Here is a 24,033-nt window from a genome sequence, read left to right as displayed (position 1 = left end):
ATTTATGCTTGCACTAAATCGGTCGCTCATAGCCCCCCTTGTTAAGGGGGGTTGGGGGGATCTTCCGTGGCGCAGTCAGATCAAAATGGTATGAATAGAAATAGTAGTTTATCTAGGTTAACTCTGCTTGATATTGAGAAAAAAGACTAGCAGAAAATAAGAGTCTAAAGCCTTCATCATGATGAGGAATATCTTTAACCAAGATCTTGAGCATTTCAAATACACTGCTCACAAAAGGTTTCTTGACTTTTGACTTTTAACTTGTGTCATAAAAGGCGATCGCACGCTAAAATGTGAAACTGTGTAAAATTTTGCTTTTCTGGTTGCTAGAAGAATTTTAGCTAACACTCATGGAATTCTCAGCTAGAGAGCATAGTATCAACTGTAACGCAAGTATAAATACCTGAGTATGTGCCGTTTACTTGGCTACCTCGGTGAAACCGTATCGCTAGAAAAACTGCTGTACAAACCAGAACACTCGTTGATCGTCCAAAGCTATCAACCCCGCGAGATGAATTCTGGATTGCTCAATGCAGACGGCTTTGGAGTTGGTTGGTATCACGCCCAACGCGATACTAATCCGTTTGCCTATAAAAGCGTCCTACCCATTTGGAACGATCTCAATCTGCCCAGTTTGAGTCGTTATGTCGAGTCTGGCTGCGTGCTTGCCTACGTCCGCAGTGCTACGCTGGGACAAGCAGTCGATTTAAGTAACTGCCAACCGTTTGACAATCAAAAGCTTTTGTGCATTCACAACGGGCGGGTAGAAAACTTTCGTCAAACCATCTATCGTCCGATCCGCGATCGCCTCAGCGATTTTGCTTACCAGGCAATTAAAGGTAGTACTGACTCAGAACACATATTTGCGCTATTACTAGATGAAGTCCAAGCCAATCCATCTATGAGTTTAGAGCAAGCATTATCAGCTACCATAAACAATCTCGATCTATTGGCTAAGTCCCATCAAACTAGAGCTTCCGCCAACTTGCTGATAAGCGACGGCAAGCGTCTAATTGCTGCTCGTTTTGCCAGCGATCGCAACTCTCCCTCTCTCTACTGGCTGCGAGACGATCCAGCATTTCCAGCCGCAGTCATCATTGCTTCCGAACCTTTATTTAAAGGTGACTGGCACTCTATGCCAGAACATAGCATCGTCAGTGTAGGAGAAGACCTTGAAATCCAGTTCCATCAAATTTAGAGCAAGCGATCGCCCCCAGCAACGTCACCAACTAAAAGAATGGTACGAGCAGTGTCGTCAAGGAACTTTAGCTATATTCGAGCAAGTAGACGAGGAAACTTTCCGCGCTCAAGTACACCCCGACTTTAGCCCTGTGGGATGGCATTTCGGTCATATTGCCTACACAGAATCCCTGTGGTTGCGAGAGCGCAGTGCGGGACTAGCACCGTTATTTTCCGAACACCGCCGCCTATTTATGGCTGACGGTTTACCAAAATGCGATCGCGTTAAGTTGCCAGGTAAAGCCGTTATTCGTCACTATCTAGATACAGTCAGAAAAGAAATTTTCCAAATCCTAGAAACAATAGACTTAGATCGACACGAACGCCTCTGGCGCTGGATGCTACAACACGAAAGCCAGCACTGCGAGACGATCGCGTTTTTATTGCAATTATCAGGGAGCAGGGACGAGCTGGGAGCAGGGAGCAGGGAAAAGAGAGTTGGGGGAGTTGGGGAGGCTGGGGAAGAAAATACCCATTACCCATTACCAACTACCAACTACCAAAATCAAATGATAAAAATCCCTGCTGGATATTTCGAGCAGGGGAGTAATACCACTGACGCTTTAGATAACGAGCGTCCAGCACATCAAGTTTATTTAGATACCTACTGGATCGATCGCTATCCCGTGACTTGCGCTGAATATCGCCTGTTTATGAAGGCGGGAGGCTATCAAAATCCGGTGTGGTGGTCAGAAAATGGTTGGCAATGGTTGCAACAAGAACAAATCGCTCGACCCCTTTACTGGTTAGAAGATCCGCAATACGATAATCATCCCGTTTGTGGTGTCAGTTGGTACGAAGCCGAAGCTTATGCCAAATTTGCCGATAAACGCTTGCCCACAGAAGCCGAATGGGAAAAAGCTGCTAGCTGGGATGCATTAAATAGTCATCATCGTACCTATCCTTGGGGAGAAATAGAGCCAAACCTAGATCGGTGTAATCATAACTACGCGATCGCCCAAACAACACCAGTCAACGCTCATCCCAACGGACGCAGCGCCTATGGTTGTGAAGATATGTTGGGCAATGTTTGGGAATGGACTGCTTGTGTATTTGATGGCTACGCAGGTTTTGCCAGTTATCCGTACACTGGTTATTCCCAAGTTTATTTTGACGGACAGCATCAAGTTCTCAAAGGTGGCAGTTGGGCAACTCGTCCTTGGGCGCTAAGAGCGAGTTTTCGCAATTGGTATCATCCAGGCGTGCGGCAAATCTTGGCAGGGTTTCGGTGTGCGAAGAAATGAGTGGCTGGTGGCTAGTGACTAGCAACTAAACTCTTTTCTAGCCACCAGCCACTAGCTACTAGTCACTAATAACTGACAATTTTATGGGAAAATGCGTAAGGAATTGGTAGTAGCTGAGTTGATCTAACTCCAGCATGATTTTTTGCTAATTGGCTTTGTGTTTTACTTCTGAAGGTCGCAGACTATTGCAAATCGGCGATCGCGATTGGTATGTTTAAATTTGACGGAGGTTGAGCGTGTCCATATTTGAAACTGCAAGCAATATCTATCCCCGTTCCATCGAGCAACGCTTGCAGATAGAGAATCTCATCGCTCCCGCAGCGATCGCGACTAGCCGACTCACAGAAGGAAAAGACGCGATCGCGGGATTGACTCAAACGCCTAAAACCCTCCCACCGCGATACTTCTACGATGACCGAGGTTCGCAGTTATTCGAGCAAATTTGCGAATTACCAGAGTACTATCTGACGCGCACCGAAACAGCTATCCTGCAAAAATATGCAACTGAAATTGCGCGGCTAACAGGTGCGTGCGAACTCGTCGAATTGGGTAGCGGTAGCTCGACTAAAACGCGCATTCTCTTGGATGCTTATCACAAACTGGGATACCCACTACACTACATTCCAGTGGATGTCAGCGCGGGAATACTAGAGAGCAGTGCCAGACAACTTTTAGCCGACTATACCACGCTCAAAGTTCGCGCTTTAGCCAGTACCTACGAACTTGCACTAGAACGACTCGCGCCAACTCTTTTACCCAGTCGCACGATCTGTTTTATTGGTAGTACTTTAGGCAATTTGACCCCTTCAGAATCTGATGAGTTTTTCGCCCGGATTTTTGCAGCACTTGAAGTAGGAGAGTATTTCTTATTGGGTGTAGATTTGCAAAAGCCAAAATCAGTTTTGGAGGCAGCTTACAACGATCGCCAAGGAGTCACGGCAGCATTTAACCTCAATATGCTGCAACACTTAAACTGGCGCTATGACAGCAATTTTGACCTGCAAAACTTCGAGCATTGGGCTTTCTATAACGAAACCGAGCATCAAATTGAAATGCATTTGCGAAGCTTGCGATCGCAAACTGTACAGATGCGATCGCTCAATTTAACCGTTGAATTTGCCGATCGAGAAACAATCAGAACTGAAATTTCTCGTAAGTTCAACCTCAAAACCCTACAGCAACAACTACAAATACAAGGATTAATCCCCATCCAAACTTGGACGGATACCAAAAATTGGTTCGGTTTGTTGCTATGTCAAAAGAAGTGAGTAGTAAATAGTGAGTGGCTAGCGACTAGTGGCTAGTGACTAGATAAGAGTCGAGCCACTAGCCACCAGTCACTACTCACTGATAACTGACCATCAAACACTTGCTTCCAATTTCATTAAAATTTGTGGTTTGATCTTCTCGTATTCCTGCTTCAGCAAACTTTTACTCAACTGCACATCACCATGAATATTTGAAGATTGACTGAGGAGATACCATTGTTGCAACAGTATTCCTTGACTAGAGGCAACATGAATTAATAAGCAAGAGCTAGCATATTGTGGAGTTTCGCGCGCAAATAGAAGGACGCGATAGTATCCCTTGATGCCGATTGATTGAATTAAGTCTCGATTTTGACTATTTTTTAAATCGAGATAGTAAGTCAACCATTTTGTCCCATAAGCACGGTGATGGAGAGCAGTAATCCATAGCATCATGGGAGAAGGCGAGGTGATAAATAAGAAGTGGTTGTAGGTTCTATTAACCAAACGTTTATTCACTTCTATTTGGGATAACATCACCCACAAAGCAGGACTCTCTTCATCGTTAATTTGGATTGATTGAGGAAAAACAATATCTGCGATCGGTTTATTTTGCGGCCAACGAGTTAGCCGACAAATAGCATCTGTGGTGAGTTGACCTTTCTGTGGTGCAACAATCGTATTCGCTGGCTCATTACTGCTACTTGGCGTTTGTGGTGTTATGGGTTGAGTCGTTAAAGGTAAAGACCGATCGCGCGGCTATTCGAGCAGGGTAAAAACCTTGATAATTTCACTGACGTTTTGCGGGCGATCGCTAGGTGCTTTCGCCAAGCAGCTCATGACCAAATCTTTCAACTGTGGCGGAATGGGAAACTTTGGTTCCGATGTCTCAAAAGAACGGGGTGGTTGATAGTGGTGGGCTTTAAACCAACCTCCAAATGAGTCCGTGTTGGCTTGAATCGGGATATTACCCGTCAGCATCTCAAATAGCATGACTCCCAAACTATAAATATCAGAACGATTAGTAAGTTCGCTACCCTCCATTTGTTCTGGAGAAGAATAAGCAAACGTCCCCATGTAGTATCGAGTCTGACTGCTATCTGCTTGGAGTAACTTAGCAATACCAAAGTCTAATAGTTTCGCTAATTCTCCCAAACTATTATCTTGAATTAATAAAACGTTACTTGGTTTAATATCCCGATGGATAATTGGATAAGTTTTTCCATCAACTGGAATTCCTTGGTGAGCGCATTCTAAACCAAGACTAATTTGCCGTCCGATACTCAAAAACCTCGGTAGTGATAGAGCATAATTGCGAATTACATCGCTCAAGTTTTTCCCTTTTAAGTATTCCATCACGTAGAACGGTGTACCATTCTCCTCTACAACACCGTAATCCATGACGCGGACGATATGAATGCTTTTTTGACCCAAGATAGCGCAGGTTTTCGCTTCTTGTTCAAAACGTTCTTGCACGCGAAGTTTTTTATTATGAATCGATATACTTAGTAATTTGACAGCAACGGGAACTCCTCCTAACAATTTATCGTGGGCAAGATAGACTTGACCCATTGCCCCTGCTCCAAGCACCTGTTGAAGTTGATAGCGGTTAGCAAGTATGCGGTTGAGATTGGGATCTCGCATGAATTAAAGTTCCGCCACAGCAAAAATTTGTGGTCTCTAGTTGTCATTAGTATTCTGCCCAAAATCAGTTATCAGTTATCAGTGACTAGTGGCTAGTGGCTAGTGGCTAGAGAGAAAAGTCCAGCCACTAGCTACCAGCCACTAACCACTCACACAAGCTCACCCAACAACACTGCTTGCTTTGCCCCAGTCACTTGAGGTAAGTTGCCAGGTATGCCTTGTTGTCGCCAGTAGGCTAGAACGGCAAATGCGATCGCCTCTTTAAAATCGGCGCTTAATCCTGCTTCATCTGTTGTTAAAACTGGTATGTCTAGATGAATTTGCAGTCGTTGTTTTAAATATAAATTTCGACTACCACCGCCACATAAAAAGACTCGCTCTGGCATTTGCGGTAAAAATGTCCGGTAACTATGCACGATTGACGCAACCGTGAATTCTGTCAAAGTTGCTAGCAAGTCAGATGCACTCAATTGGTAACTTCGAGCATCAACCAAACATTGTTGTAAGTATTCCCAGCCAAATAACTCTCGTCCTGTCGATTTGGGTGGTGGGAGGTGAAAGAAATCTTGATTGAGCCATTGCTCTACAAGAGGATGACAAGGAGTACCGCTAGCTGCCCAATTGCCATCGCGATCGTAAGTTTGTGCGCCATCAGTTAAGTGCTGGACTGCGAGATCTAATAAAGTATTGGCTGGTCCCGTATCCCAACCTCTGACTTTCTCCTCCCAGTTGACATGACTGCGGGGAGGAAGATAGGCTAAATTTCCAATTCCACCGAGATTTTGGACGCATCGCGCCTCATGAAGGTGACTGAGCAGGTAAGCGTCAACTTTCGGCACTAAAGGTGCTCCATGACCTCCTACAGCAATATCTGCTGCTCGAAAATTACTGACTGTTGGAGTATTTGTGAGTTGAGCAATAACAGCCCCGCGTCCTAGTTGAAGGCTGTAGCCGAGAGTAGTAGAGGCGTTGCCCGCAACGTCTCTACTAGTTAAAACGGGTGGTCTGTGAAAAACAGTCTGTCCGTGGGAACCAATTAATTCGGCGGGAGGATGTCCGGCTTGGATGTTTTGAGCAGCTTGAGCAAAACACAGCGCGATCGCATCATCTAAAGCTGCTAATTGAGGTATGGAGATGGCTTCACCTTTACAAGCTGCTAAAATTTGCGATCGCAAATCGGTAGGATAAGGATAAGTGTTTGCCGCTAACAGTTCTACCTGAATATCTTCAGTTCTGCCTGTAATATTTATCAAAGCGGCATCTATGCCATCAACAGACGTACCGCTAATTAAACCAACTACTAAGGTCATTAGTTATCAGTGAAGAAAGGGAGCAGGGAGCAGAGTAATTCTGAGCAACCACCAACCACCAACTACCAACTACTCATTACCCATTACTAGTGCAACTCATCCGAAAGCTATTACCGTATTTATTCACAATTATTTTTATTTTGTTTTTAACAGGATGTCAGCCGCGCTATGGTGCTGCGGCATATTCAGTTAAGCGCGTCAGTGACGGCGATACTATCAGGGTGGTAAACGCTAAGGGCGATGAGTTTACCGTTCGTTTTGCTTGCGTGGATGCACCAGAGATCCCCCATTCCGCAAAAGAAAGAGCGAGCCAAAGCCGTGTAGATGTCGATCAATTTAAATGGGGACTTCAGGCACAGCAGCGGTTACAAAAATTAATTCATCAAGGAGGCGATCGCGTTAATTTAACAATTACAGATAGCGATCGCTACGGGCGAAAAGTGAGCGAAGTGCGTTTGAGTGACGGTACTCTCGTCCAAGAAGTTTTGGCGCGGGAAGGATTGGTATTAGTCTACACACCTTACTTAAAAAACTGTCCCAGTGCCGCAGTGGTAGAACGAGCCGCAACCCAAGCACAAGCACAGCACCGAGGCGTATGGAGCGATGCTCAATTCGTCGCCCCTTGGAAGTATCGCAGCGCCAAAAAGTAAATAACCCCTTGCGCAAATACTTTAAAAAATTACTTTGCGTCTTTGCTACGGACACTTTCACGCGACATGCTTCAATGGGGGGCAACGAAGTCCGCGATAGCGCCACCCCCGCACGGAAGTGTCCTCGTCTTTGCGTGACACTATCATTAACTTCCAATGGCAATTTCACAAACTTCCTAACTCAGCTTAGCCGATCGCTGCTTTTGCCGAGCCACGGGATTAAGCCACTTTTCTAACCAAGAAAATCCTTGAGAAGACAGCAGAGTTAAACACAAATAGACGATCGCTACAGCTGCATAAATCTCAAAAGCGCGATAGTTGGTGGCAACAATCAACTGTCCTTTGCGGAACAACTCTTCAAATCCAATGACCGCTACCAAACTCGTATCTTTAAGTAAAGTAATAAACTCATTTCCCAAAGGTGGTAACATGCGGCGGAAAGCTTGAGGAAAGATGACATAGCGCATAGTTTGAACTGAATCTAAACCCAAAGATTCAGCAGCTTCCGATTGTCCTAACTCAATTGATTGAATCCCCGCACGAACAATTTCAGCAATATATGCCGCGCTATTTAAACTCAAAGCTAACACTGCCGCAGCTAAACGATCCAGAGAAAAATCAAACCCGATTTGTTGAGCGATCGCGGGTAAGCCAAAATAAATCATAAAGATTTGGACTAACAATGGCGTACCTCGAAAAAAATCGACATATGCCCTCGTCACCCAGCGCAAAGGTACGATATGAGAAAGTCGCGCAATTCCGACTAACGAACCACCAATTAATCCCAAAAGGACAGAAAAGGCTGTTAATTGGAGCGTGACTAAAGCACCAGCTAGTAGAGTAGGAATTGCCTGAAAAATAATCTCGAATGCATTAGTCATAATTGCGAGATCCGAGTTTTTTAGTTGGCAAATGGCGATTTCTCTGGCAATTTAGGCGGTTCGGCATTAAACCATTTTTTATAAATTTGAGCATATGTATTATCACCCAAAATTGTCTCTATTCCCTGATTAATTAAAGCTAAGTTAGGAGAATTTTTAGCCGTAGCAATACCGTAAAACTCTTCTGTCAGCAATTGACCGACAACTTTAATCCCTGAAAGGTTAGCATTTTTAATTGCATATAAAGTGACGGGTGCATCGTTAATAACTGCATCCACATTACCATTTTTCAATTCTTGTAAAGCTAAAGGTGCAGAATCAAAACTACTGATTTTCGCCCCTGCAACTTTCTTGGCTTCTTCCGCCCCAGTTGTACCAATTTGAACGGCAATTCTTTTATTTTCGAGACTTACAAAATTCGTAATATCTTGGTTGTCGCTCCGAACCGCGATCGCCAACCCTGCCTTAAAATAGGGACGAGAGAAATCAACTGTTTGCGATCGCTCTTTAGTAATCGTCATGCTACTAATAGCTGCGTCGATCGTTTTTCCCTGTAAAGCGGGAATCAAACCATCAAAGGGTAAACTTTGAAAATTGACTGTAAATCCAGCCGACTTAGCGATCGCATTCATCAGATCGATACTAAACCCCTGCAACTCACCATTTGTACCTTTAAACTCAAATGGCGCAAATGCGGGTTCGGTTCCCACAGTTAATGTTTTCGTACCGCCTGTATCCCCCGTCCCACCAGTACCAGAATTATTACTACCACAGCCAATCGCTAGCAGCAAGCAGCATAAGCTGATAACTAAATACCGACGCAACCACCGGATCGTACTTGTAGCCATTATTTCTTTTCCTTATGCATTTTCTATACTTGCAGTAATGAGTTAAATTTCAGTGAGTTAAACTTCCTTTTATCCCCTTCTACACGAGAGTATTGTGCCATAGAATACAATCAAGTGGAGTGTAATCAACATACCCTGTAACCAACTCAAACCACTTCCAACGTAGGTATGAATAGTACTACCCCCGCGATCGCATTTGAAGGTGTAGAGAAAAACTTCGGTTCCCTCAAAGTCCTCAAAGGAATTAGCGGTGAAATTTATCGCGGTGAAGTCGTCGCTGTTATTGGTTCCTCTGGTTGTGGCAAAAGTACCCTGCTACGCTGCTTCAATCGCCTAGAAGCCATTAATGGCGGACGTTTAGTCGTCAACGATATTGATATATCGCGTCCCAATCTCAACCGCAACGTGCTGCGTCAACTGCGATCGCAAGTCGGGATGGTATTTCAACAATTTAATTTGTTTCCTCACCTGAATGTATTAGATAACTTAACTTTGGCACAACAAAAGGTGTTAGGAAAATCTAAAAAAGAAAGCGCCCAACTTGCCGCACAATATTTAGAAAAAGTTGGCTTATCTGAAAAAGCTAACGTTTATCCCGAACAGCTTTCTGGCGGACAAAAACAACGAGTCGCGATCGCTCGGAGTTTGTGCATGAACCCCCAGATCATGCTATTTGACGAACCTACCAGCGCTTTAGATCCAGAACTGGTAGGGGAAGTTTTGCGCGTGATGCAACAACTTGCGGCTGACGGAATGACAATGATCGTCGTTACCCACGAAATGCTATTCGCGCGGGAAGTCGCCAACCGCGTTATGTTTTTACATCAAGGACAAATTGAAGAACAAGGATCGCCCCGGGAGGTTTTAGTCAGCCCGAGAAGCGATCGACTGCGGACGTTTTTGAGCCGTTTGAATCCCGATTTAGACCATCAATAAGAATTTGAAAATTCAACTGAAAATTCAATCTTGTTTCGTGCCAAACACGGATTCAAAAGTTGACTTCACCGACTCTCTTGCATCCTTAAACGTTTGCGATAGCGGATTTTGCGTCTGCAAAAATACCCTAGCACAATTGCGCCCTGGCATTCCCGAAATCGATCCGCCTGGATGAGTTCCCGCACCCGTGAGAAATAAGCCATCAATCGGAGTTCTATAGTTAGCTATTTCTGGCAAAGGACGGAAGAAAACCATCTGATCGAGAGTCATATCAATATGATAATAATTACCTTTATATGCACCCAATCTTTCACCTAATTCAGCCGGACTTTCTACTCGACGGGCAATAATGGAATCTTTTACATTAGGAGAGTATTCTGCTAGTTTATCGATGATGCGATCGGCAACTTTGTGTTTCAACTCATCCGTCCAACCCGTCCCTTTTAACCCCGTACCTTCTGCCCCAGCAATTTGATATGGTGCAAAAAATTCAATCCAAACTGTATGCTTTCCAGCCGGAGCCATTGAAGGATCGAGCGCTGTCGGCATGACGACATACATAGATGGATTCGCATCGGGAATTTGCCCTAACGTACACAAACTGTGTGCTTGTTCTACATGGCTGACGGAATCGGCGATTAAAATTGAGCCAATTAAATACTCATCTTTGTGTTCGTGATGCTCAAAACATAGTGGTTTATCAATTGCTAGATCGACTTTAAGAATTGTTTCATTATTGTTGACAATTCGACGTTCTAATCTTTCGCGTAAATGCGGTTCGGCAGCATCCAGTTCGCTCGGATCTACCATGTGTAGAAATATTCGCTGCGCATCAATGTTAGAAATAACAGCTTTGTTAGCTCGATATTCTTGACCATTAGCAACTCTTACACCCACAGCCCGACCGTTATCAATTAAAATCTTCTCTACATGCTGGTCGGTAAGAATTTCACCACCCTTACTTTTGACTAGATTCACTAAAGCTTGCACTAATGCACCCGTACCACCACGCGGTCTAGCCATCCCCGGATCGTGACGCATTGCCATCATAATTGCACCAATCCCAAGGGTTTTCTGCGAAGGAGGCGCACCCAGTTCTGATGAGAGCCTAGCTAAGGGTGCTTTTAAAAATTCAGAATCAAACCATTCGTTTACCATGTCCTCCCCACTACTGAGCATGGTACGCACAAAGTCTAAAGTTTTTGAGGGAGAACCAATGACAGAAAATAAATCTTTTATTTTGGTAATGTCATAGTTACCGAGAATATCTAATAATGACTTTGGTGGAGCGTTAAACATCGGAATCATCGCACCGAGCGCCCGTTGCCAATAATCTGTAAATTCAGCATATTTTTCTGCATCTCGTTGACTGTAGCGGGCGATTTCCGCACAAGTCTTTTCAACAGATTTATGACCTAAAAAGTACTTGCCATCTGGATGCGGACAAAAAACCACCGGATCGCAATAAAGATATTCCAATCCGTATTTTTCTAGTTCTAGTTCTTGAACGACTGGTCCAAGGTGAATAAATTCGTGATCGATCGCGCAAAGGTTAAATTTGAATCCTGGTGCTTCTTGAGGTAAACATTCTTCTGTAGTTGCTGCTCCACCAGGAACAGAGCGCTTTTCCAATAATAAAACACTATATCCGGCTTTTAATAAATAAGCCGCGCACACTAAGCCATTGTGTCCTGCCCCAATGATGACAATATCATAAGCCTGCATATTCTCTACTCCAGCCAGATTATCTCTTTCCGATATTAGGCAGAAGTCAAAGAATATACAATTGTCTGGGGGTAGAAGATAAAGATAAGGGCTATGTTTTACTGCCGCATTGAGTCAATTTCTCTCGCGCGACCGATCGCGCAAAAACGCCAAAGTGTGACAATACGTGTAGCTTTGTAAAACAGAGGTATACCTAATGGATGACAAAAACTATTCCTTCAAAGGTAGTCCAAATGCAGGTATGGTGCTTTCAATCTTAGCAGTAGTAGGTGCTGTGTTGATTTTTGCCTTGGGTTTTAGCAACTAATTGAGTCAAAACTTAAGTGTGGGGTGGGCATTGCCCACCGTACCAACCTTTTAGCATCCTTGAGTCTCGCACGCCCCAATACTCACCCAACTGGAAGATCCGTCTTGCCAATGTTCTTTTTTCCAGATCGGGGCATTATGCTTTAACGTGTCGATCGCATAGCGACAGGCTTCAAATGCTTCAGAACGATGGGGACAACCTACGCCGACTAAAACGCTAATTTCGCCAATTTTTAACTTGCCGATGCGATGGTGAATGGCGACTCGATTCACGTCTTGCCATTGTTGGCGAATCTCTGCCGCAATTTGCTTGAAAATCTGCATTGCCATCGGTTCGTATGCCTGATACTCCAACGATACGACTGGTTTGCCGTCAGTTTGATTACGCACCATCCCACTCATAACGACAATCGCTCCATTGCCTGGGTCATCGGCAAGGGCATAGAATGCATCTAAAGACAAAGGTGCGAAAGTTATCGCAAAGCTATCTTCCGATCTCGCTTTGACTGGAGATGAGAGGTAGTTAGTAGTAACTCCAGCGTTGCTCACGTTTTCCTATTCTCTGCGTTCAGAAGGACTGTTTTTATTTTAGTGGCACGAGAAGTTTACAGTTAGAAGTCAAAAGTCAAAAGTCAAAGGTCAAAATCGAGGAGACAGGAGGCAGTTGACGGTTGTTGGTTGTTGGTTGTTGGTTGTTGGTTGTTGGTTGTTGGCTGACCGCTCCCTTGTCTCCCTTGTCCTCCCTACTCTCTACTCCCTAATAACTGATAACTGATAACTGATAACTACCTTTCTTAACTTTTCTCAACAATTTCGTCAGCATTTGCGACTTAGTTTTATATAGATTTTTTATCTATTGGGACAATTGTGTTGTAGAGAGCGATAGCATATACTAGCTTTTCGGCACTACGATCGCTTCTTTATTTGAGTAATTTTACTCAAAATAATTACTCTCTAGATTTATGTATTTTGTTTGAAAATGATTAAAAATTATCAAAAAAAATATAACAAAAGTCAAATAAAAACATTACTATAATAAAAGGTTTTTTAGCGATCCCCATAGCGATTTCGGTAATTCAAAAGCAATATTCACGTATTTGTCATCTATCCAAATAAATAGAGTGGAGTAACAGCATAAACTAGCGATCGCGATCTATTTGCCTCGATCGCTAAGATTCAGAATAGATAACCTGCCAGCAAAAACGGAATCAAAGCTATTTGTTTTTCCAGAGCGATCGAAGGGGAAAAATAATCAAAGAGCGTAATTGAGCGTAGGAAAGAGTATGAAAGCTGTAGCGCCTATAAATGAAGCTATGAGGCTTGCAGCCCTCAATAAATACCAAATTTTAGACACTCAGCCTGAAGCTGAATTTGATAGTCTTACCCATTTCGCTGCTCGGATTTGCGCTACCCCGATTGCTCTGATTAGTCTGATCGATCGCGATCGGCAATGGTTTAAGTCTAAAGTTGGTTTAACCGTCACTCAGACCCATCGCGATTTAGCTTTTTGCGCTCACGCAATCTTACAACGAGATGTATTCATCGTTCCAGATGCTTTGCAGGACGAAAGATTTGCGACTAATCCTCTCGTCACGACAGATCCACAAATTCGATTTTATGCTGGCGCACCATTGGTAACACCGGAAGGTTACGCCTTGGGAACTTTGTGCGTCATCGATTACGTACCGCGAGAGTTAAATCCCGAACAAATTGCCATACTCAAAGTTCTCAGCCAGCAGATCGTTACCCAGTTAGAATTACAGCGCAAGTTAGCAGATTTAACCATAGCTCATACTCAGTTCGATCGCTCAGTTGCAGCTCTGAAACAAGCATCGGCAAAAAATTTGATGCTGGCTCAAGCAATGGCTGCTGTTTCTGAGGGGGTTTTCATTACCGATCCGCATCAGCATGGGTGTCCGATTGTCTATGCTAATTCAGTTTTCTGCGGCATGACTGGATACCAACTAACAGAAGTATTAGGCAAAGATTGGCGCTTACTTTGTGGAACAGCCACAGATCCGCAAGCGATTGCCAAAATCGAGCGGGCGATTGCTCAAAATACAGAAGTGCAAACTACGCTATTAAATTATCGAGCTGACGCACAAACCTTCTGGAGCGAGATAAAAATTACCCCCGTATTCTCAAATACGGGAACATTGCTCTATTTCGTCAGCATTTTAACCGATATTAGCGATCGCGTTACAGCAGCTGCCGCATTGGGAGAAAGCGAATCGATTCTGCGGAGTTTCTATGACAGCGCCTCCATGATGATGGGGATCGTAGAACTGCGCGAAAACGATATTTTACATATTTATGACAACGCTGCTGCTGCCAATTTTTTCGGCTTCTCTCCTCAGATGATGCAGCACCGACTTGCGAGCGAGATGGGAGTACCGCAGCATCACATCCAAACTTGGATCGAACGTTACCGAGAAGCAGAACGCAGCCAAACTCCAGTTAAATTTGTGTACCCCCACAAAACACCATTAGGGAAAAAATGGCTCTCAGCCACAGTTTCGGCAATTGCTGGCAACCGAGAGCATCATGCTCGATTTGCTTATATTGTTGAAGATATTACTGAAAGTAAGCAAGCGGCGCAGAAGATTCGTCAACAGGCTGCTTTATTAGATGTCACTACCGATGCCATTTTGGTCAAAGATTGCAGTAGCGATCGCATTTTATATTGGAATCGCGGTGCAGAGCGGCTGTATGGTTGGACAGCAGCAGAGGCTATAGGCACGAGTGCATTTGAGCTGTTATACAAAAAAGCATCTTTACACGCCCAAGCTTTGCAAACAGTTCTTAGCACAGGTGAGTGGTATGGCGAGTTAGAAAAAGTGTCGCAAGCTGGCAAAGAGATCGTCGTCGAAAGCCGTTGGACGTTGATGCGCGACGAACAAGGACAACCCAAATCGATTTTATGCGTCGATACAGATATTACTGAGAAAAAACAACTGACAACTCAATTTTTACGCGCTCAGCGATTAGAAAGTATCGGTACTTTAGCAAGTGGTATCGCTCACGATTTAAACAATATTTTGGCTCCAATTTTAATGTCAGCCCAACTGTTGCAGTTGAAAACCTACGACATGCGCAACTTGCAGATTTTACAAACAATCGAGACTAATGCAAAGCGGGGTGCGGCTTTGATCAAGCAAGTGCTATCATTTGCTCGTGGGGTTGAAGGACAACAAACAGTTTTACAACTGCGACATTTATTAGCAGAAATAAAACAAGTTATCAAAGAGACTTTTCCTAAGTCAATAGCAGTTTATACAGATATCGCCCCAGATTTATGGGCGGTGGCTGGCAATGCTACGCAACTGCATCAAGTTTTAATGAATTTGTGCGTCAACGCTCGCGATGCAATGCCGAATGGTGGAGTTTTAAAAATTGCGGCTGAGAACTTGTTAGTAGACGAACACTATGCAGGGATGCATTTAGAAGCAAAGGCTGGTGCATATGTTGTCATCACCATTGCAGATACAGGAATGGGCATGTCAAAAGCAGTGCAAGAGAGAATTTTCGAGCCGTTTTTCACAACCAAAGACATTGGGAAAGGTACTGGATTAGGACTTTCTACCGCAATTGGAATTGTCAAAGGACACGGGGGATTTATTCAAGTCACGAGCGAGGAGAAAAAAGGAACTCAATTTCAGGTGTATCTACCTGCAAAAGAGGCTGAAGAACAGCCACGATCGCCCGAACGAGAAATTCCATTTGGTCATGGAGAATTGATTTTAGTTGCAGATGACGAAGTAGCAATTCGCGAGATTATTAAAACTTCTTTAGAAGCACATAATTATCGAGTCCTGACTGCGGTTGACGGGATTGATGCGATCGCAATTTACGTGCAACATCGCTCGGAAATTAGCGTGGTGATGGTCGATATGATGATGCCTGCAATGGATGGTGTCACGACGATTCGCACGTTACAAAAACTGAATTCTGAGGTCAAAATTATAGCTACAAGTGGGTTGGCAGCAAACGATCGATTATTGACATCTGTAAGCGATCGGGTCAAGGCATTTTTGGTCAAACCCTACACTGCTCAAGAGTTACTAAGAACTATTCGCCAGTTGTTGGATACAGAATAGCTTGAGTTATTTTAAAATTAACTAGATTTAAAATTAACTAGATTTGACAAGATTGAAAAAAATCTCGTCAGCTGAGGAGCGTATTTCTATTGAACAGTTACAAAAGTTCTAAACATTCAGTTTTATTACTAAATTCAATCTTACTAGGTGTACTATACATAGCGATCGCGATCGTCGTACACGGTAGTGCGAGTGTAACTTTTGGACATCGAGTCGCGATTTTTTTTGGTGATAGTATTACGTATGGTGACGGTGCATCAAACAGTAGTCATCGCTGGTCTACCTTAGTAACAAATGCTTTGAATCTGCAAGAAGATAACCAAGCAATTTCGGCTACAGTTTTACAAAATACTGTTCCAGTTTTAGCAAATAACGGTCGCGATCGCTATCAGCAAGATATCATTCAGCGCTCTCCTAATTATGTTTATATTCTCTACGGCTTAAACGATCTGCGCTACAACGGAGCTAATTTTTCGACAATGAACTTTCAAAATGATTTAGATGAAGTAGTAGCGGGACTAATTTCAGATGGAATCCCTCCCAATCATATTGTTATTGGTTCTCCCCCTTACATAAATCCTACTGGTTATTCTCTCTACCCGCCCTATAATGCAGGTTCTACTACAAAACATCGGCAATATCGGGATGCAACCAAAGCGATCGCGCGGCGATATCATACTAAGTGGGCAGACGTTTATCAGTACATGCTCAATCGTGGTGCTAGTACTTTAGTTAGCAACGATTTCATTCATCCTAATGATTTCGGGCATCAAGCTATTAAAGATGCAATGTTGAAGGCAAATTGAATTCGTGATGAGCTGAAAGAAATTAATCAATAAATAAGGTGGGCAATGCCCACCCTACAAATTTAAATTAACTTAAACTAATTACTCGGCTGCTTGAGGCAATAACTCTTTGCGCTCTTGCGATAACACTTTTACATTACCAGTGTCATCGACATCTACCACAGCTTCATCGCCTTCTTTGATGCGACCGGACAGAATTTCTTCTGCCAAGCTATCTTCTAACAGGCGCATAATGGCGCGGCGTAATGGTCTAGCACCATAGCTGGGGTTGTAGCCTTCTTCTACCAAGCGATCCTTGAATCGTTCGGTAACTGTGAGGGTAATGCCCTTCTCAGTTAAGCGTCCGAAGACTTCCTTGAGCATGATATCGGCAATTTCTTTCACCTCTGCCTTACTCAACTGACGGAAGACGATGATTTCATCCAAGCGGTTGAGGAACTCTGGACGGAAGTATTGCTTCAACTCTTCGTTCACCAAGGAACGAATGCGGTTGTATTGAGTTTCGGCTGCATCTTCCGAGGAGAATTCAAAGCCGATTCCACCGCCACCTTTTTCAATTACCTTAGAACCAATGTTAGAGGTAAGAATGATCAAGGTATTCTTGAAATCTACTGTACGTCCCTTGGCATCTGTTAACCGCCCGTCTTCCAAAATTTGCAATAGCATGTTGAAGACATCGGGGTGTGCTTTTTCAATTTCGTCGAATAGCACGACGGTATAAGGACGACGACGCACGGCTTCTGTTAACTGTCCGCCTTCGTTATAACCGACGTAACCAGGAGGCGAACCAATTAATTTAGAAACGGTGTGCCGTTCCATGTACTCAGACATATCCAAGCGGATCATCGCATCTTCGGAGCCGAAGAAGTAAGCCGCCAAAGATTTTGTCAACTCGGTTTTACCAACCCCAGTAGGACCGGAGAACACGAAGCTAGCGATCGGACGGTTGGGATTCTTCAAGCCGACACGGGCGCGGCGAATTGCCTTAGAAACCGCTCTAACAGCCTCTTCTTGACCGATCAAGCGCTGGTGCAGGGTGTCTTCCATGTGCAGCAGCTTTTCAGACTCGGATTCGGTCAGCTTGTTGACTGGTACGCCAGTCCAAGAAGCAACGATTTGAGCGATATCTTCTTCCGTGACTACGGGAGAGTCATCACCCTCGCTCTTAGTAGTACCTGTTTTGGATTGAGCGATCGCTCGAATTTCTGCTCTTAGTTCCATTTCGCGATCGCGCAGTTCTCCCGCCCGGTCGAAATCTTGAGTGCGTACAGCGTCGTCTTTTTCTTTCAATACTTGACGCAGTTCTTTATCTAATTCCTTCGCTGCTGGGGGTAACTGAGAGTTAATTAACCGTACCCGCGAACCTGCTTCGTCGATTAAGTCAATGGCTTTGTCTGGCAGGTAGCGATCGCTAATATAACGGTCGGACAGTTTGGCTGCTGCTTCTAGCGCCGCATCGGAGATTTTCAGCTTGTGGTGCTGCTCGTAGCGATCGCGCAGTCCGAAGAGAATTTCAATCGTTTCATCAACGGAAGGTTCGCCCACCATCACGGGTTGGAAGCGTCGTTCTAGGGCTGCATCCCGCTCGATGTGCTTGCGATACTCATCAAGGGTTGTTGCACCGATACATTGCAATTCACCCCGCGCCAAAGCTGGCTTCAGGATGTTTGCTGCATCGATCGCCCCTTCTGCTGCACCCGCACCGATCAGGGTATGCACCTCGTCAATTACCAAAATCACGTTCCCAGCAGAACGGATTTCGTCCATGATCTTCTTCAGGCGCTCTTCAAATTCACCTCGATATTTCGTACCTGCTACGAGCAAGCCAATGTCGAGGGTGACGACGCGCTTTTCTTCCAAAATGTCGGGTACGTCTTTGTTGGCGATCCGAGAGGCTAAACCTTCAGCGATCGCAGTCTTACCTACCCCTGGCTCCCCGATCAGCACGGGGTTGTTTTTCGTGCGCCGACCCAGAATCTGAATCACGCGCTCGATTTCTTTTTCACGACCGACTACAGGATCGAGTTTGCCTTCTCCTGCCATTTGGGTCAAATTGGAACCGAACTCGTCCAATGTGGGGGTCTTGGTGCGTCCAGACTGGGAGCCTGCCGAAACTTCAGCCGTTTCTCCCAACATGCGAATTACCTGAGTGCGTACCTTCGATAGGTCAACTCCCAAGTTTTCTAACACTCTAGCCGCTACGCCTTCTCCTTCACGGATCAGACCCAACAGGAGATGCTCAGTGCCAATGTAGTTATGCCCTAATTGGCGAGCTTCTTCTAAAGATAGCTCCAGAACCCGCTTCGCTCTTGGGGTGAAGGGAATTTCTACAGCTACAAATCCCGAGCCGCGTCCGATAATTTTCTCTACTTCGATCCGGGCATCTTTGAGATTGACACCCATCGTTTTGAGGACTTTAGCTGCTACGCCCGTGCCTTCTCCAATCAGACCCAGGAGGATCTGCTCTGTGCCTACGAAGTTGTGACCCAGGCGGCGAGCTTCTTCCTGGGCCAGCATGATCACCTTAATTGCTTTTTCTGTGAAGCGTTCAAACATGGCTGTATTCCATCACCTGAGTCGTGCCGGTACGCTGATTTTAGCACATGCTAATTATCTGGCTGTCTATTGATATTACCGACAACCAGCTCAGGATTCACCTACTGCGAGCGCAATCTTTATCTTTTGTTAATAGTTTTTTAATCCACGCCTACTTTGCAATCCATATCTAAGAGCGTCACTACGCCATCGAACCTGGCAAAAACCGCCTTATGCAGCCAAAATTTTTGCCTCAACTCAGAAGCTTCGCTTATCTGCTGTCATTGCTGCCCTTGACTCAGCCTGAAAAAGCGATTGCTTGTCGCTTTTAATTCGGGATAAATCCATCAGTATTTCAGCCGCGTAATTGCTTCCAACCAGAAATTATGTGGATAAAATCAGTCATTTGTCAAGCTTTTTAGCTCAAATTTCTTGACTCTGGACGGGTAATCTCTAGTTTTTGAACGTTTAAGCTGAAACCAGATTGTTGGAGGCGATCGCTTGCCAGATCGTGCCAGCCTGTCAACTTAGCTTGAAACTTCGGTTGTTGCAACCCACTCTGCCACAGAATTAGGGCATCTTCATTCGTATCTTTGTAGTATCGTCGCCTGCGCCCAGCTAGTTGAAAACCAAATTTGCTGTAAAGAGAGATAGCTGGTTGATTAGATTCCCTCACTTCTAGAGTCGCTCGTTCCAAGGCGCGATCGCGTGCAGCCTGCATCAATCCCCAAAGCAATGCTTGTCCCAAACCTCGTCCCTGATAATCGGGATGAACCGCCAGCAAGGTAACGTGAGCTTCATCTAAAATTGCCCAGAAACAGCCCATTGCTAGGAGTTGGTAATTGGTAGTTGGTAGTTGGTAGTTAGTAGTTGGTAGTTGGTAGTTGCCCACCTGCTCACCTGCCTCCTCGTCCTGGTTGTCCTGATTTTTTTCCAGAAATAATCCTAGTAACTCGCTATTGGGGCTATCTATTTCGCGTTGATAGGCTTCGAGAGTCCATAGTTTACCGAAACAAAGATTGTCGAGTTCCAGTACCGCAGGTAGGACAGATGGCAATATTGGTTGGATTGACAGGCAAGCACTCATTAGGGATTGGGAGTAGCAGTTATTAGATCGTTTGTATTTTCACGACTTACTACTCATTGCATAACTAAACATGCAGCAATTGTAAACTTAAGTTTAGACCCACTCATGCCCTGTAAGAGGACAGTTTACATAATTATGCTATCGACTCAGCTTGCTGGAGTAGACAATTCCGGTCGTCAATATATATTTAATCGAGAAAATAACAGAAATGAGAACGCTCAGCGATCGCCCAACCAAGAACTTTTACCACTGACAGCAGGAATCAACAGCCACGATCATCTAGAAATTGGTGGTTGCGACGTGACAGAACTCGTACAGCAGTTTGGTTCGCCGCTATATATTCTAGACGAAGAATCCCTCCGCAGCGCTTGCCGTCAGTATCGCGAGGCGTTTCAAAACTATTACCCTGGAGAATTTCAGGTACTTTATGCCTCAAAAGCTTGGAGTTGCTTGGGAGTATGCGCGATCGCCCACTCTGAAGGCTTGGGCATTGATGTTGTTTCTGGAGGAGAACTTTATACTGCACTACAAGCAGGTGTCAAGCCAGAAGTTATCTACTATCACGGTAATAATAAATCTGTAGAAGAATTATCGCTGGCGATCGAGTCTGGCTGCACGATTGTGGTAGATAACTGGTATGAGTTGAAGAATTTAGCGCAAATGGGACAAGGGGGACAAGGGGGACAAGGAGGACAAGGAGGACAAGGGGGAACTCGGGGTCCCCGCGACCGAAGGGAGTGGGGATTAGGGGGCGAAGGGGGACAAGGAAGTGATTCCCAACTCCCGACTCGGATAATGTTGCGATTAACACCAGGAATCGACTGCCACACCCACGACTACATCAGAACTGGGCATTTGGATAGTAAATTTGGTTTCGATCCCGACCAGATTGAAGCAGTTTTTGCCTTTATCGGACAACAACCCAATTTAACTTGTGTCGGATTGCACGCCCACATCGGTTCGCAAATTTTCGAGCGCCAACCCCATCAAGACTTGGCTGAAGTGATGGTGCAGTGGATGGAAAAAGCGAAAAGCTATGGACTGCCTGTTACGGAGTTAAATTTAGGAGGTGGATTGGGAATTCGATATACAGAATCCGACGATCCACCCAGTATTGACGAATGGGTACAAGCACTTTGTCAAGCCGTGAAAGCAGCCTGCGAGTCTCAAAACTTACCTTTACCAAAATTATTGTGCGAACCCGGGCGATCGCTCATCGGTACTGCTTGCGTTACTGCCTATACGATTGGCTCTAGCAAAACCGTACCGGAAATTCGGACATATGTGGCGATCGATGGCGGGATGTCCGACAATCCTCGACCGATTACCTATCAATCGCTTTATCGTGCTGTAGTCGCCAATAAAATGTCCGCACCAGTCAGCGAAACCGTCACAATTGCTGGAAAACACTGCGAGTCAGGCGATATCCTAATAAAAGAGGCATCTTTACCGCAAACTGAGCCAGGGGATATTTTGGTAGTAATGGGAACTGGTGCTTATAACTACAGCATGGCTTCTAATTACAACCGCTTGCCCCGACCAGCAGCAGTGGTAGTGGCGAATCAAGAAGCAAAGATGCTTCTTCGTCGCGAAACCTATCAAGACTTAATTCGGCAAGACTGCCTGCCCGATTCATTACTAGGCTAAGAGCAAAAGGTTGACAGTTGACAGTTATACAGTTAACCGTCAGCCACTAATTTTTAACTGCCAACCGTTAACAAATTCAATTCTTCAGATTTCATATTTCGCTCATGAGAGATTGGTGGAAGCAATGGCTGACAACAGACTTTGGCTGGACTCAGTCGTTGTTATTTTACGCTATCGATCTGGGCTTGGTTTTGGCGCTAATCTACATGGTGCTGGTCATCATTGGAGAGCGCCGCACCTTGTGGATGGTCAGGGGTTTTATTCTCCTCATGCTTGCTTCTGCCATCAGTGCCAGACTGGGTTTGCCGCTATTGAGTTTTGTATTGGAGAAATTGGTGGTTGGTTCTGCTGTAGCAATGGCAGTCACTTTCCAATCTGAGTTTCGCCGTTTTTTAGAACAATTGGGTAGGGGAGAATTTCGACAGCTATTGCAGCCAGGAAGACGTATCGTACCAAAACCCGATAGCGTCATTGATGAAATCGTAGATGCGGTGAGAGAACTGTCTCAAAATCGCATCGGTGCTTTGCTCATTTTGGAAACAGACAGTCCTATTGACGAGCGAGATCTCAAAGTTCCAGGCGTAAAGTTAAATGCGGAAGTCTCAAAAGAAATTTTACTGACAATTTTTCATCCAAAAACAGCATTGCATGACGGCGCTTGTTTGATTCGAGGTTCGCGGGTAGTTGCAGCAGCGGTGATTTTGCCCCTTTACGAACGTCCAGCTCCTCGTCAATTGGGGACGCGCCATCGAGCTGCTTTAGGCATCACGGAGAAGGTAGAAAACTGCGTATGCGTGGTCGTGTCGGAAGAAACAGGGTCAATTTCGCTGGCAGAACGAGGAATATTAAATAAACCGCTGACCAGCAGTAAACTGAAAGAATTGTTGGAAGCTCGATTCTCGCCAGCTGTGGAACGGGAAGCTGTAGCCCCAAGCATACGCGGTCTGGTAAATCAAATTGGCAATCGAGTTAGGATTCTCATGACTCGTTTTTTTGCGCTTTTTGGTCTAAACTTACCAGCGTCTCCCCGAAATAAAAAATGACTGTAAAGCCGATTGTGTTGCAATTGCCTCTCGATCTAGAACAAGAAAAACTGCCCAGACACGTTGCAGTAATTATGGACGGTAATGGTAGGTGGGCAAAAAAGCAGGGTTTACCCCGTATCATGGGACACAAACGGGGGGTGGATGTTCTCAAAGATTTATTACGCTGTTGTCGAGATTGGGGTATACAAGCATTAACGGCGTATGCCTTTTCGACCGAAAATTGGGGCAGACCGTTAGAAGAAGTTGAATTTTTGATGACTTTGTTCGAGCGCGTTCTGCGGAAAGAATTGCAGGAAATGCTAGAGGAAAACGTCCAAATTCGGTTTGTAGGAGATTTGGAGGCTTTACCGCGCAGTCTCCAATCGGAAATCGAGCGATCGATGGCTGAAACAAGGTCGAATCGAGGTATCCGCTTCACTGTTGCCACGAATTACGGTGGTAGACAGGAAATTTTGCACGCTTGTCGAGCGATCGCCCAGCAAGTACAGCAAGGTTTGCTCCAACCAGAAGAGATTGACAAAGAAATCTTCGAGCGCCACCTCTACACGGCTGGAATTAGCGATCCTGACTTATTGATCCGCACCAGTGGAGAAATGCGCATCAGTAATTTTCTCCTCTGGCAAATGGCTTATGCCGAAATTTATATTACCGAGTCTCTGTGGCCCGACTTCAACCGCACGGAGTTTCATCGGGCTTTGGCTGCTTACCAACAACGGGAACGACGGTTTGGGAAAGTGTGATTGTAAGGGAGTAGGGAGTAGAGAGTAGGGAAAGAGTGTGTGATG

Annotated in this window: 15 protein-coding genes and 2 pseudogenes; 10 read left to right on the top strand and 7 right to left on the bottom strand. The window is 44.9% G+C overall.

The window, feature by feature from the left end; all coding sequences use genetic code 11:
- The first annotated feature begins 409 nt into the window (after positions 1-409).
- The 3 genes from egtC (at position 410) to egtD (ending at position 3,751) form a co-directional block, all read left to right on the top strand.
- On the top strand, positions 410-1,198 hold the full coding sequence (gene egtC / locus DSM107010_RS07970) for an ergothioneine biosynthesis protein EgtC (protein WP_015157381.1): 789 nt from the start codon (positions 410-412) through the stop codon (positions 1,196-1,198).
- The gene (locus DSM107010_RS07965) at positions 1,173-2,483 is read left to right on the top strand and encodes an SUMF1/EgtB/PvdO family nonheme iron enzyme (protein ID WP_181246300.1); all 1,311 of its coding nucleotides are present in this window, start codon (positions 1,173-1,175) and stop codon (positions 2,481-2,483) included. The genes egtC and DSM107010_RS07965 overlap by 26 nt, the downstream gene beginning before the upstream one ends.
- 230 nt (positions 2,484-2,713) lie before the next feature.
- Entirely contained in the window at positions 2,714-3,751 is a 1,038-nt protein-coding gene (gene egtD / locus DSM107010_RS07960; RefSeq protein WP_106166604.1) for an L-histidine N(alpha)-methyltransferase, read from the top strand.
- Positions 3,752-3,844: 93 nt separating this feature from the next.
- On the opposite strand, the pseudogene DSM107010_RS42865 reads toward egtD, so the two are convergent.
- Together DSM107010_RS42865 and DSM107010_RS07950 are read right to left on the bottom strand one after the other, a co-directional pair.
- Positions 3,845-5,374, bottom strand: a pseudogene (locus DSM107010_RS42865) (serine/threonine-protein kinase).
- A gap of 149 nt (positions 5,375-5,523) precedes the next feature.
- Complete coding sequence (locus DSM107010_RS07950; RefSeq protein WP_106166603.1) at positions 5,524-6,684, bottom strand: anhydro-N-acetylmuramic acid kinase; 1,161 nt, start codon at positions 6,682-6,684, stop codon at positions 5,524-5,526.
- Positions 6,685-6,773: 89 nt separating this feature from the next.
- Here DSM107010_RS07950 and DSM107010_RS07945 point away from each other — a divergent pair, with 89 nt between their 5' ends.
- Positions 6,774-7,334: a thermonuclease family protein gene (locus DSM107010_RS07945; protein ID WP_106166602.1), complete on the top strand. Its 561-nt coding sequence runs from the start codon at positions 6,774-6,776 to the stop codon at positions 7,332-7,334.
- Positions 7,335-7,510: 176 nt separating this feature from the next.
- Here the strand turns inward: DSM107010_RS07945 and DSM107010_RS42860 are convergent.
- Positions 7,511-9,063 (bottom strand): annotated as a pseudogene (locus tag DSM107010_RS42860) (ABC transporter permease subunit).
- 168 nt (positions 9,064-9,231) lie between these two features.
- Here DSM107010_RS42860 and DSM107010_RS07935 point away from each other — a divergent pair.
- A complete protein-coding gene (locus DSM107010_RS07935; protein WP_015157375.1) occupies positions 9,232-9,999 on the top strand; it encodes an amino acid ABC transporter ATP-binding protein in 768 nt (255 codons plus the stop codon).
- 24 nt (positions 10,000-10,023) lie between these two features.
- On the opposite strand, the gene crtO is transcribed toward DSM107010_RS07935, so the two are convergent.
- Positions 10,024-11,724 (bottom strand): beta-carotene ketolase CrtO, encoded by a 1,701-nt coding sequence (crtO, locus tag DSM107010_RS07930; protein WP_015157374.1) that lies wholly within the window; start codon positions 11,722-11,724, stop codon positions 10,024-10,026.
- Between the two features lie 357 nt (positions 11,725-12,081).
- The gene (locus tag DSM107010_RS07925; protein ID WP_015157372.1) at positions 12,082-12,579 is read right to left on the bottom strand and encodes a molybdenum cofactor biosynthesis protein MoaE; all 498 of its coding nucleotides are present in this window, start codon (positions 12,577-12,579) and stop codon (positions 12,082-12,084) included.
- Positions 12,580-13,313: 734 nt separating this feature from the next.
- Here DSM107010_RS07925 and DSM107010_RS07920 point away from each other — a divergent pair.
- Together DSM107010_RS07920 and DSM107010_RS07915 are read left to right on the top strand one after the other, a co-directional pair.
- A complete protein-coding gene (locus DSM107010_RS07920) occupies positions 13,314-16,127 on the top strand; it encodes a hybrid sensor histidine kinase/response regulator (protein WP_127022724.1) in 2,814 nt (937 codons plus the stop codon).
- An 89-nt stretch (positions 16,128-16,216) separates the two neighbouring features.
- On the top strand, positions 16,217-16,933 hold the full coding sequence (locus DSM107010_RS07915; protein WP_158631749.1) for an SGNH/GDSL hydrolase family protein: 717 nt from the start codon (positions 16,217-16,219) through the stop codon (positions 16,931-16,933).
- Between the two features lie 81 nt (positions 16,934-17,014).
- Here the strand turns inward: DSM107010_RS07915 and DSM107010_RS07910 are convergent, their stop codons facing one another.
- Positions 17,015-19,489: an ATP-dependent Clp protease ATP-binding subunit gene (locus DSM107010_RS07910; protein WP_015157369.1), complete on the bottom strand. Its 2,475-nt coding sequence runs from the start codon at positions 19,487-19,489 to the stop codon at positions 17,015-17,017.
- A gap of 397 nt (positions 19,490-19,886) precedes the next feature.
- Complete coding sequence (gene rimI, locus DSM107010_RS07905; RefSeq protein WP_106169016.1) at positions 19,887-20,555, bottom strand: ribosomal protein S18-alanine N-acetyltransferase; 669 nt, start codon at positions 20,553-20,555, stop codon at positions 19,887-19,889.
- A gap of 135 nt (positions 20,556-20,690) precedes the next feature.
- Here rimI and lysA point away from each other — a divergent pair, with 135 nt between their 5' ends.
- From lysA to uppS, 3 genes are all read left to right on the top strand, one after another.
- Positions 20,691-22,202, top strand: coding sequence for a diaminopimelate decarboxylase (lysA, locus tag DSM107010_RS07900; protein ID WP_127022721.1), 1,512 nt, complete (start codon positions 20,691-20,693; stop codon positions 22,200-22,202).
- Positions 22,203-22,306: 104 nt separating this feature from the next.
- The gene (gene cdaA, locus DSM107010_RS07895; RefSeq protein ID WP_015157366.1) at positions 22,307-23,245 is read left to right on the top strand and encodes a diadenylate cyclase CdaA; all 939 of its coding nucleotides are present in this window, start codon (positions 22,307-22,309) and stop codon (positions 23,243-23,245) included.
- Positions 23,242-23,988 (top strand): polyprenyl diphosphate synthase, encoded by a 747-nt coding sequence (gene uppS / locus DSM107010_RS07890; protein ID WP_015157365.1) that lies wholly within the window; start codon positions 23,242-23,244, stop codon positions 23,986-23,988. Before cdaA ends, uppS begins: the two co-directional genes overlap by 4 nt.
- Positions 23,989-24,033: the final 45 nt, after the last annotated feature.

This window comes from Chroococcidiopsis cubana SAG 39.79, from assembly GCF_003991895.1.
In the GTDB taxonomy this organism is placed as follows: Bacteria; Cyanobacteriota; Cyanobacteriia; order Cyanobacteriales; family Chroococcidiopsidaceae; genus Chroococcidiopsis; species Chroococcidiopsis thermalis.
Note: the sequence above shows the minus strand (reverse complement) of the source record. Positions and strands in the feature narration are given on the sequence as shown.

Bases quoted from the DNA above. Each gene is read 5' to 3' on its own strand.
- egtC (WP_015157381.1), top strand. From the start codon at position 410: ATGTGCCGTTTACTTGGCTACCTCGGTGAAACCGTATCGCTAGAAAAA.
- DSM107010_RS07950 (WP_106166603.1), bottom strand. From the start codon at position 6,684: ATGACCTTAGTAGTTGGTTTAATTAGCGGTACGTCTGTTGATGGCATA.
- DSM107010_RS07935 (WP_015157375.1), top strand. From the start codon at position 9,232: ATGAATAGTACTACCCCCGCGATCGCATTTGAAGGTGTAGAGAAAAAC.
- crtO (WP_015157374.1), bottom strand. From the start codon at position 11,724: ATGCAGGCTTATGATATTGTCATCATTGGGGCAGGACACAATGGCTTA.
- DSM107010_RS07920 (WP_127022724.1), top strand. From the start codon at position 13,314: ATGAAAGCTGTAGCGCCTATAAATGAAGCTATGAGGCTTGCAGCCCTC.
- DSM107010_RS07910 (WP_015157369.1), bottom strand. From the start codon at position 19,489: ATGTTTGAACGCTTCACAGAAAAAGCAATTAAGGTGATCATGCTGGCC.
- rimI (WP_106169016.1), bottom strand. From the start codon at position 20,555: ATGAGTGCTTGCCTGTCAATCCAACCAATATTGCCATCTGTCCTACCT.
- lysA (WP_127022721.1), top strand. From the start codon at position 20,691: ATGCTATCGACTCAGCTTGCTGGAGTAGACAATTCCGGTCGTCAATAT.
- cdaA (WP_015157366.1), top strand. From the start codon at position 22,307: ATGAGAGATTGGTGGAAGCAATGGCTGACAACAGACTTTGGCTGGACT.
- uppS (WP_015157365.1), top strand. From the start codon at position 23,242: ATGACTGTAAAGCCGATTGTGTTGCAATTGCCTCTCGATCTAGAACAA.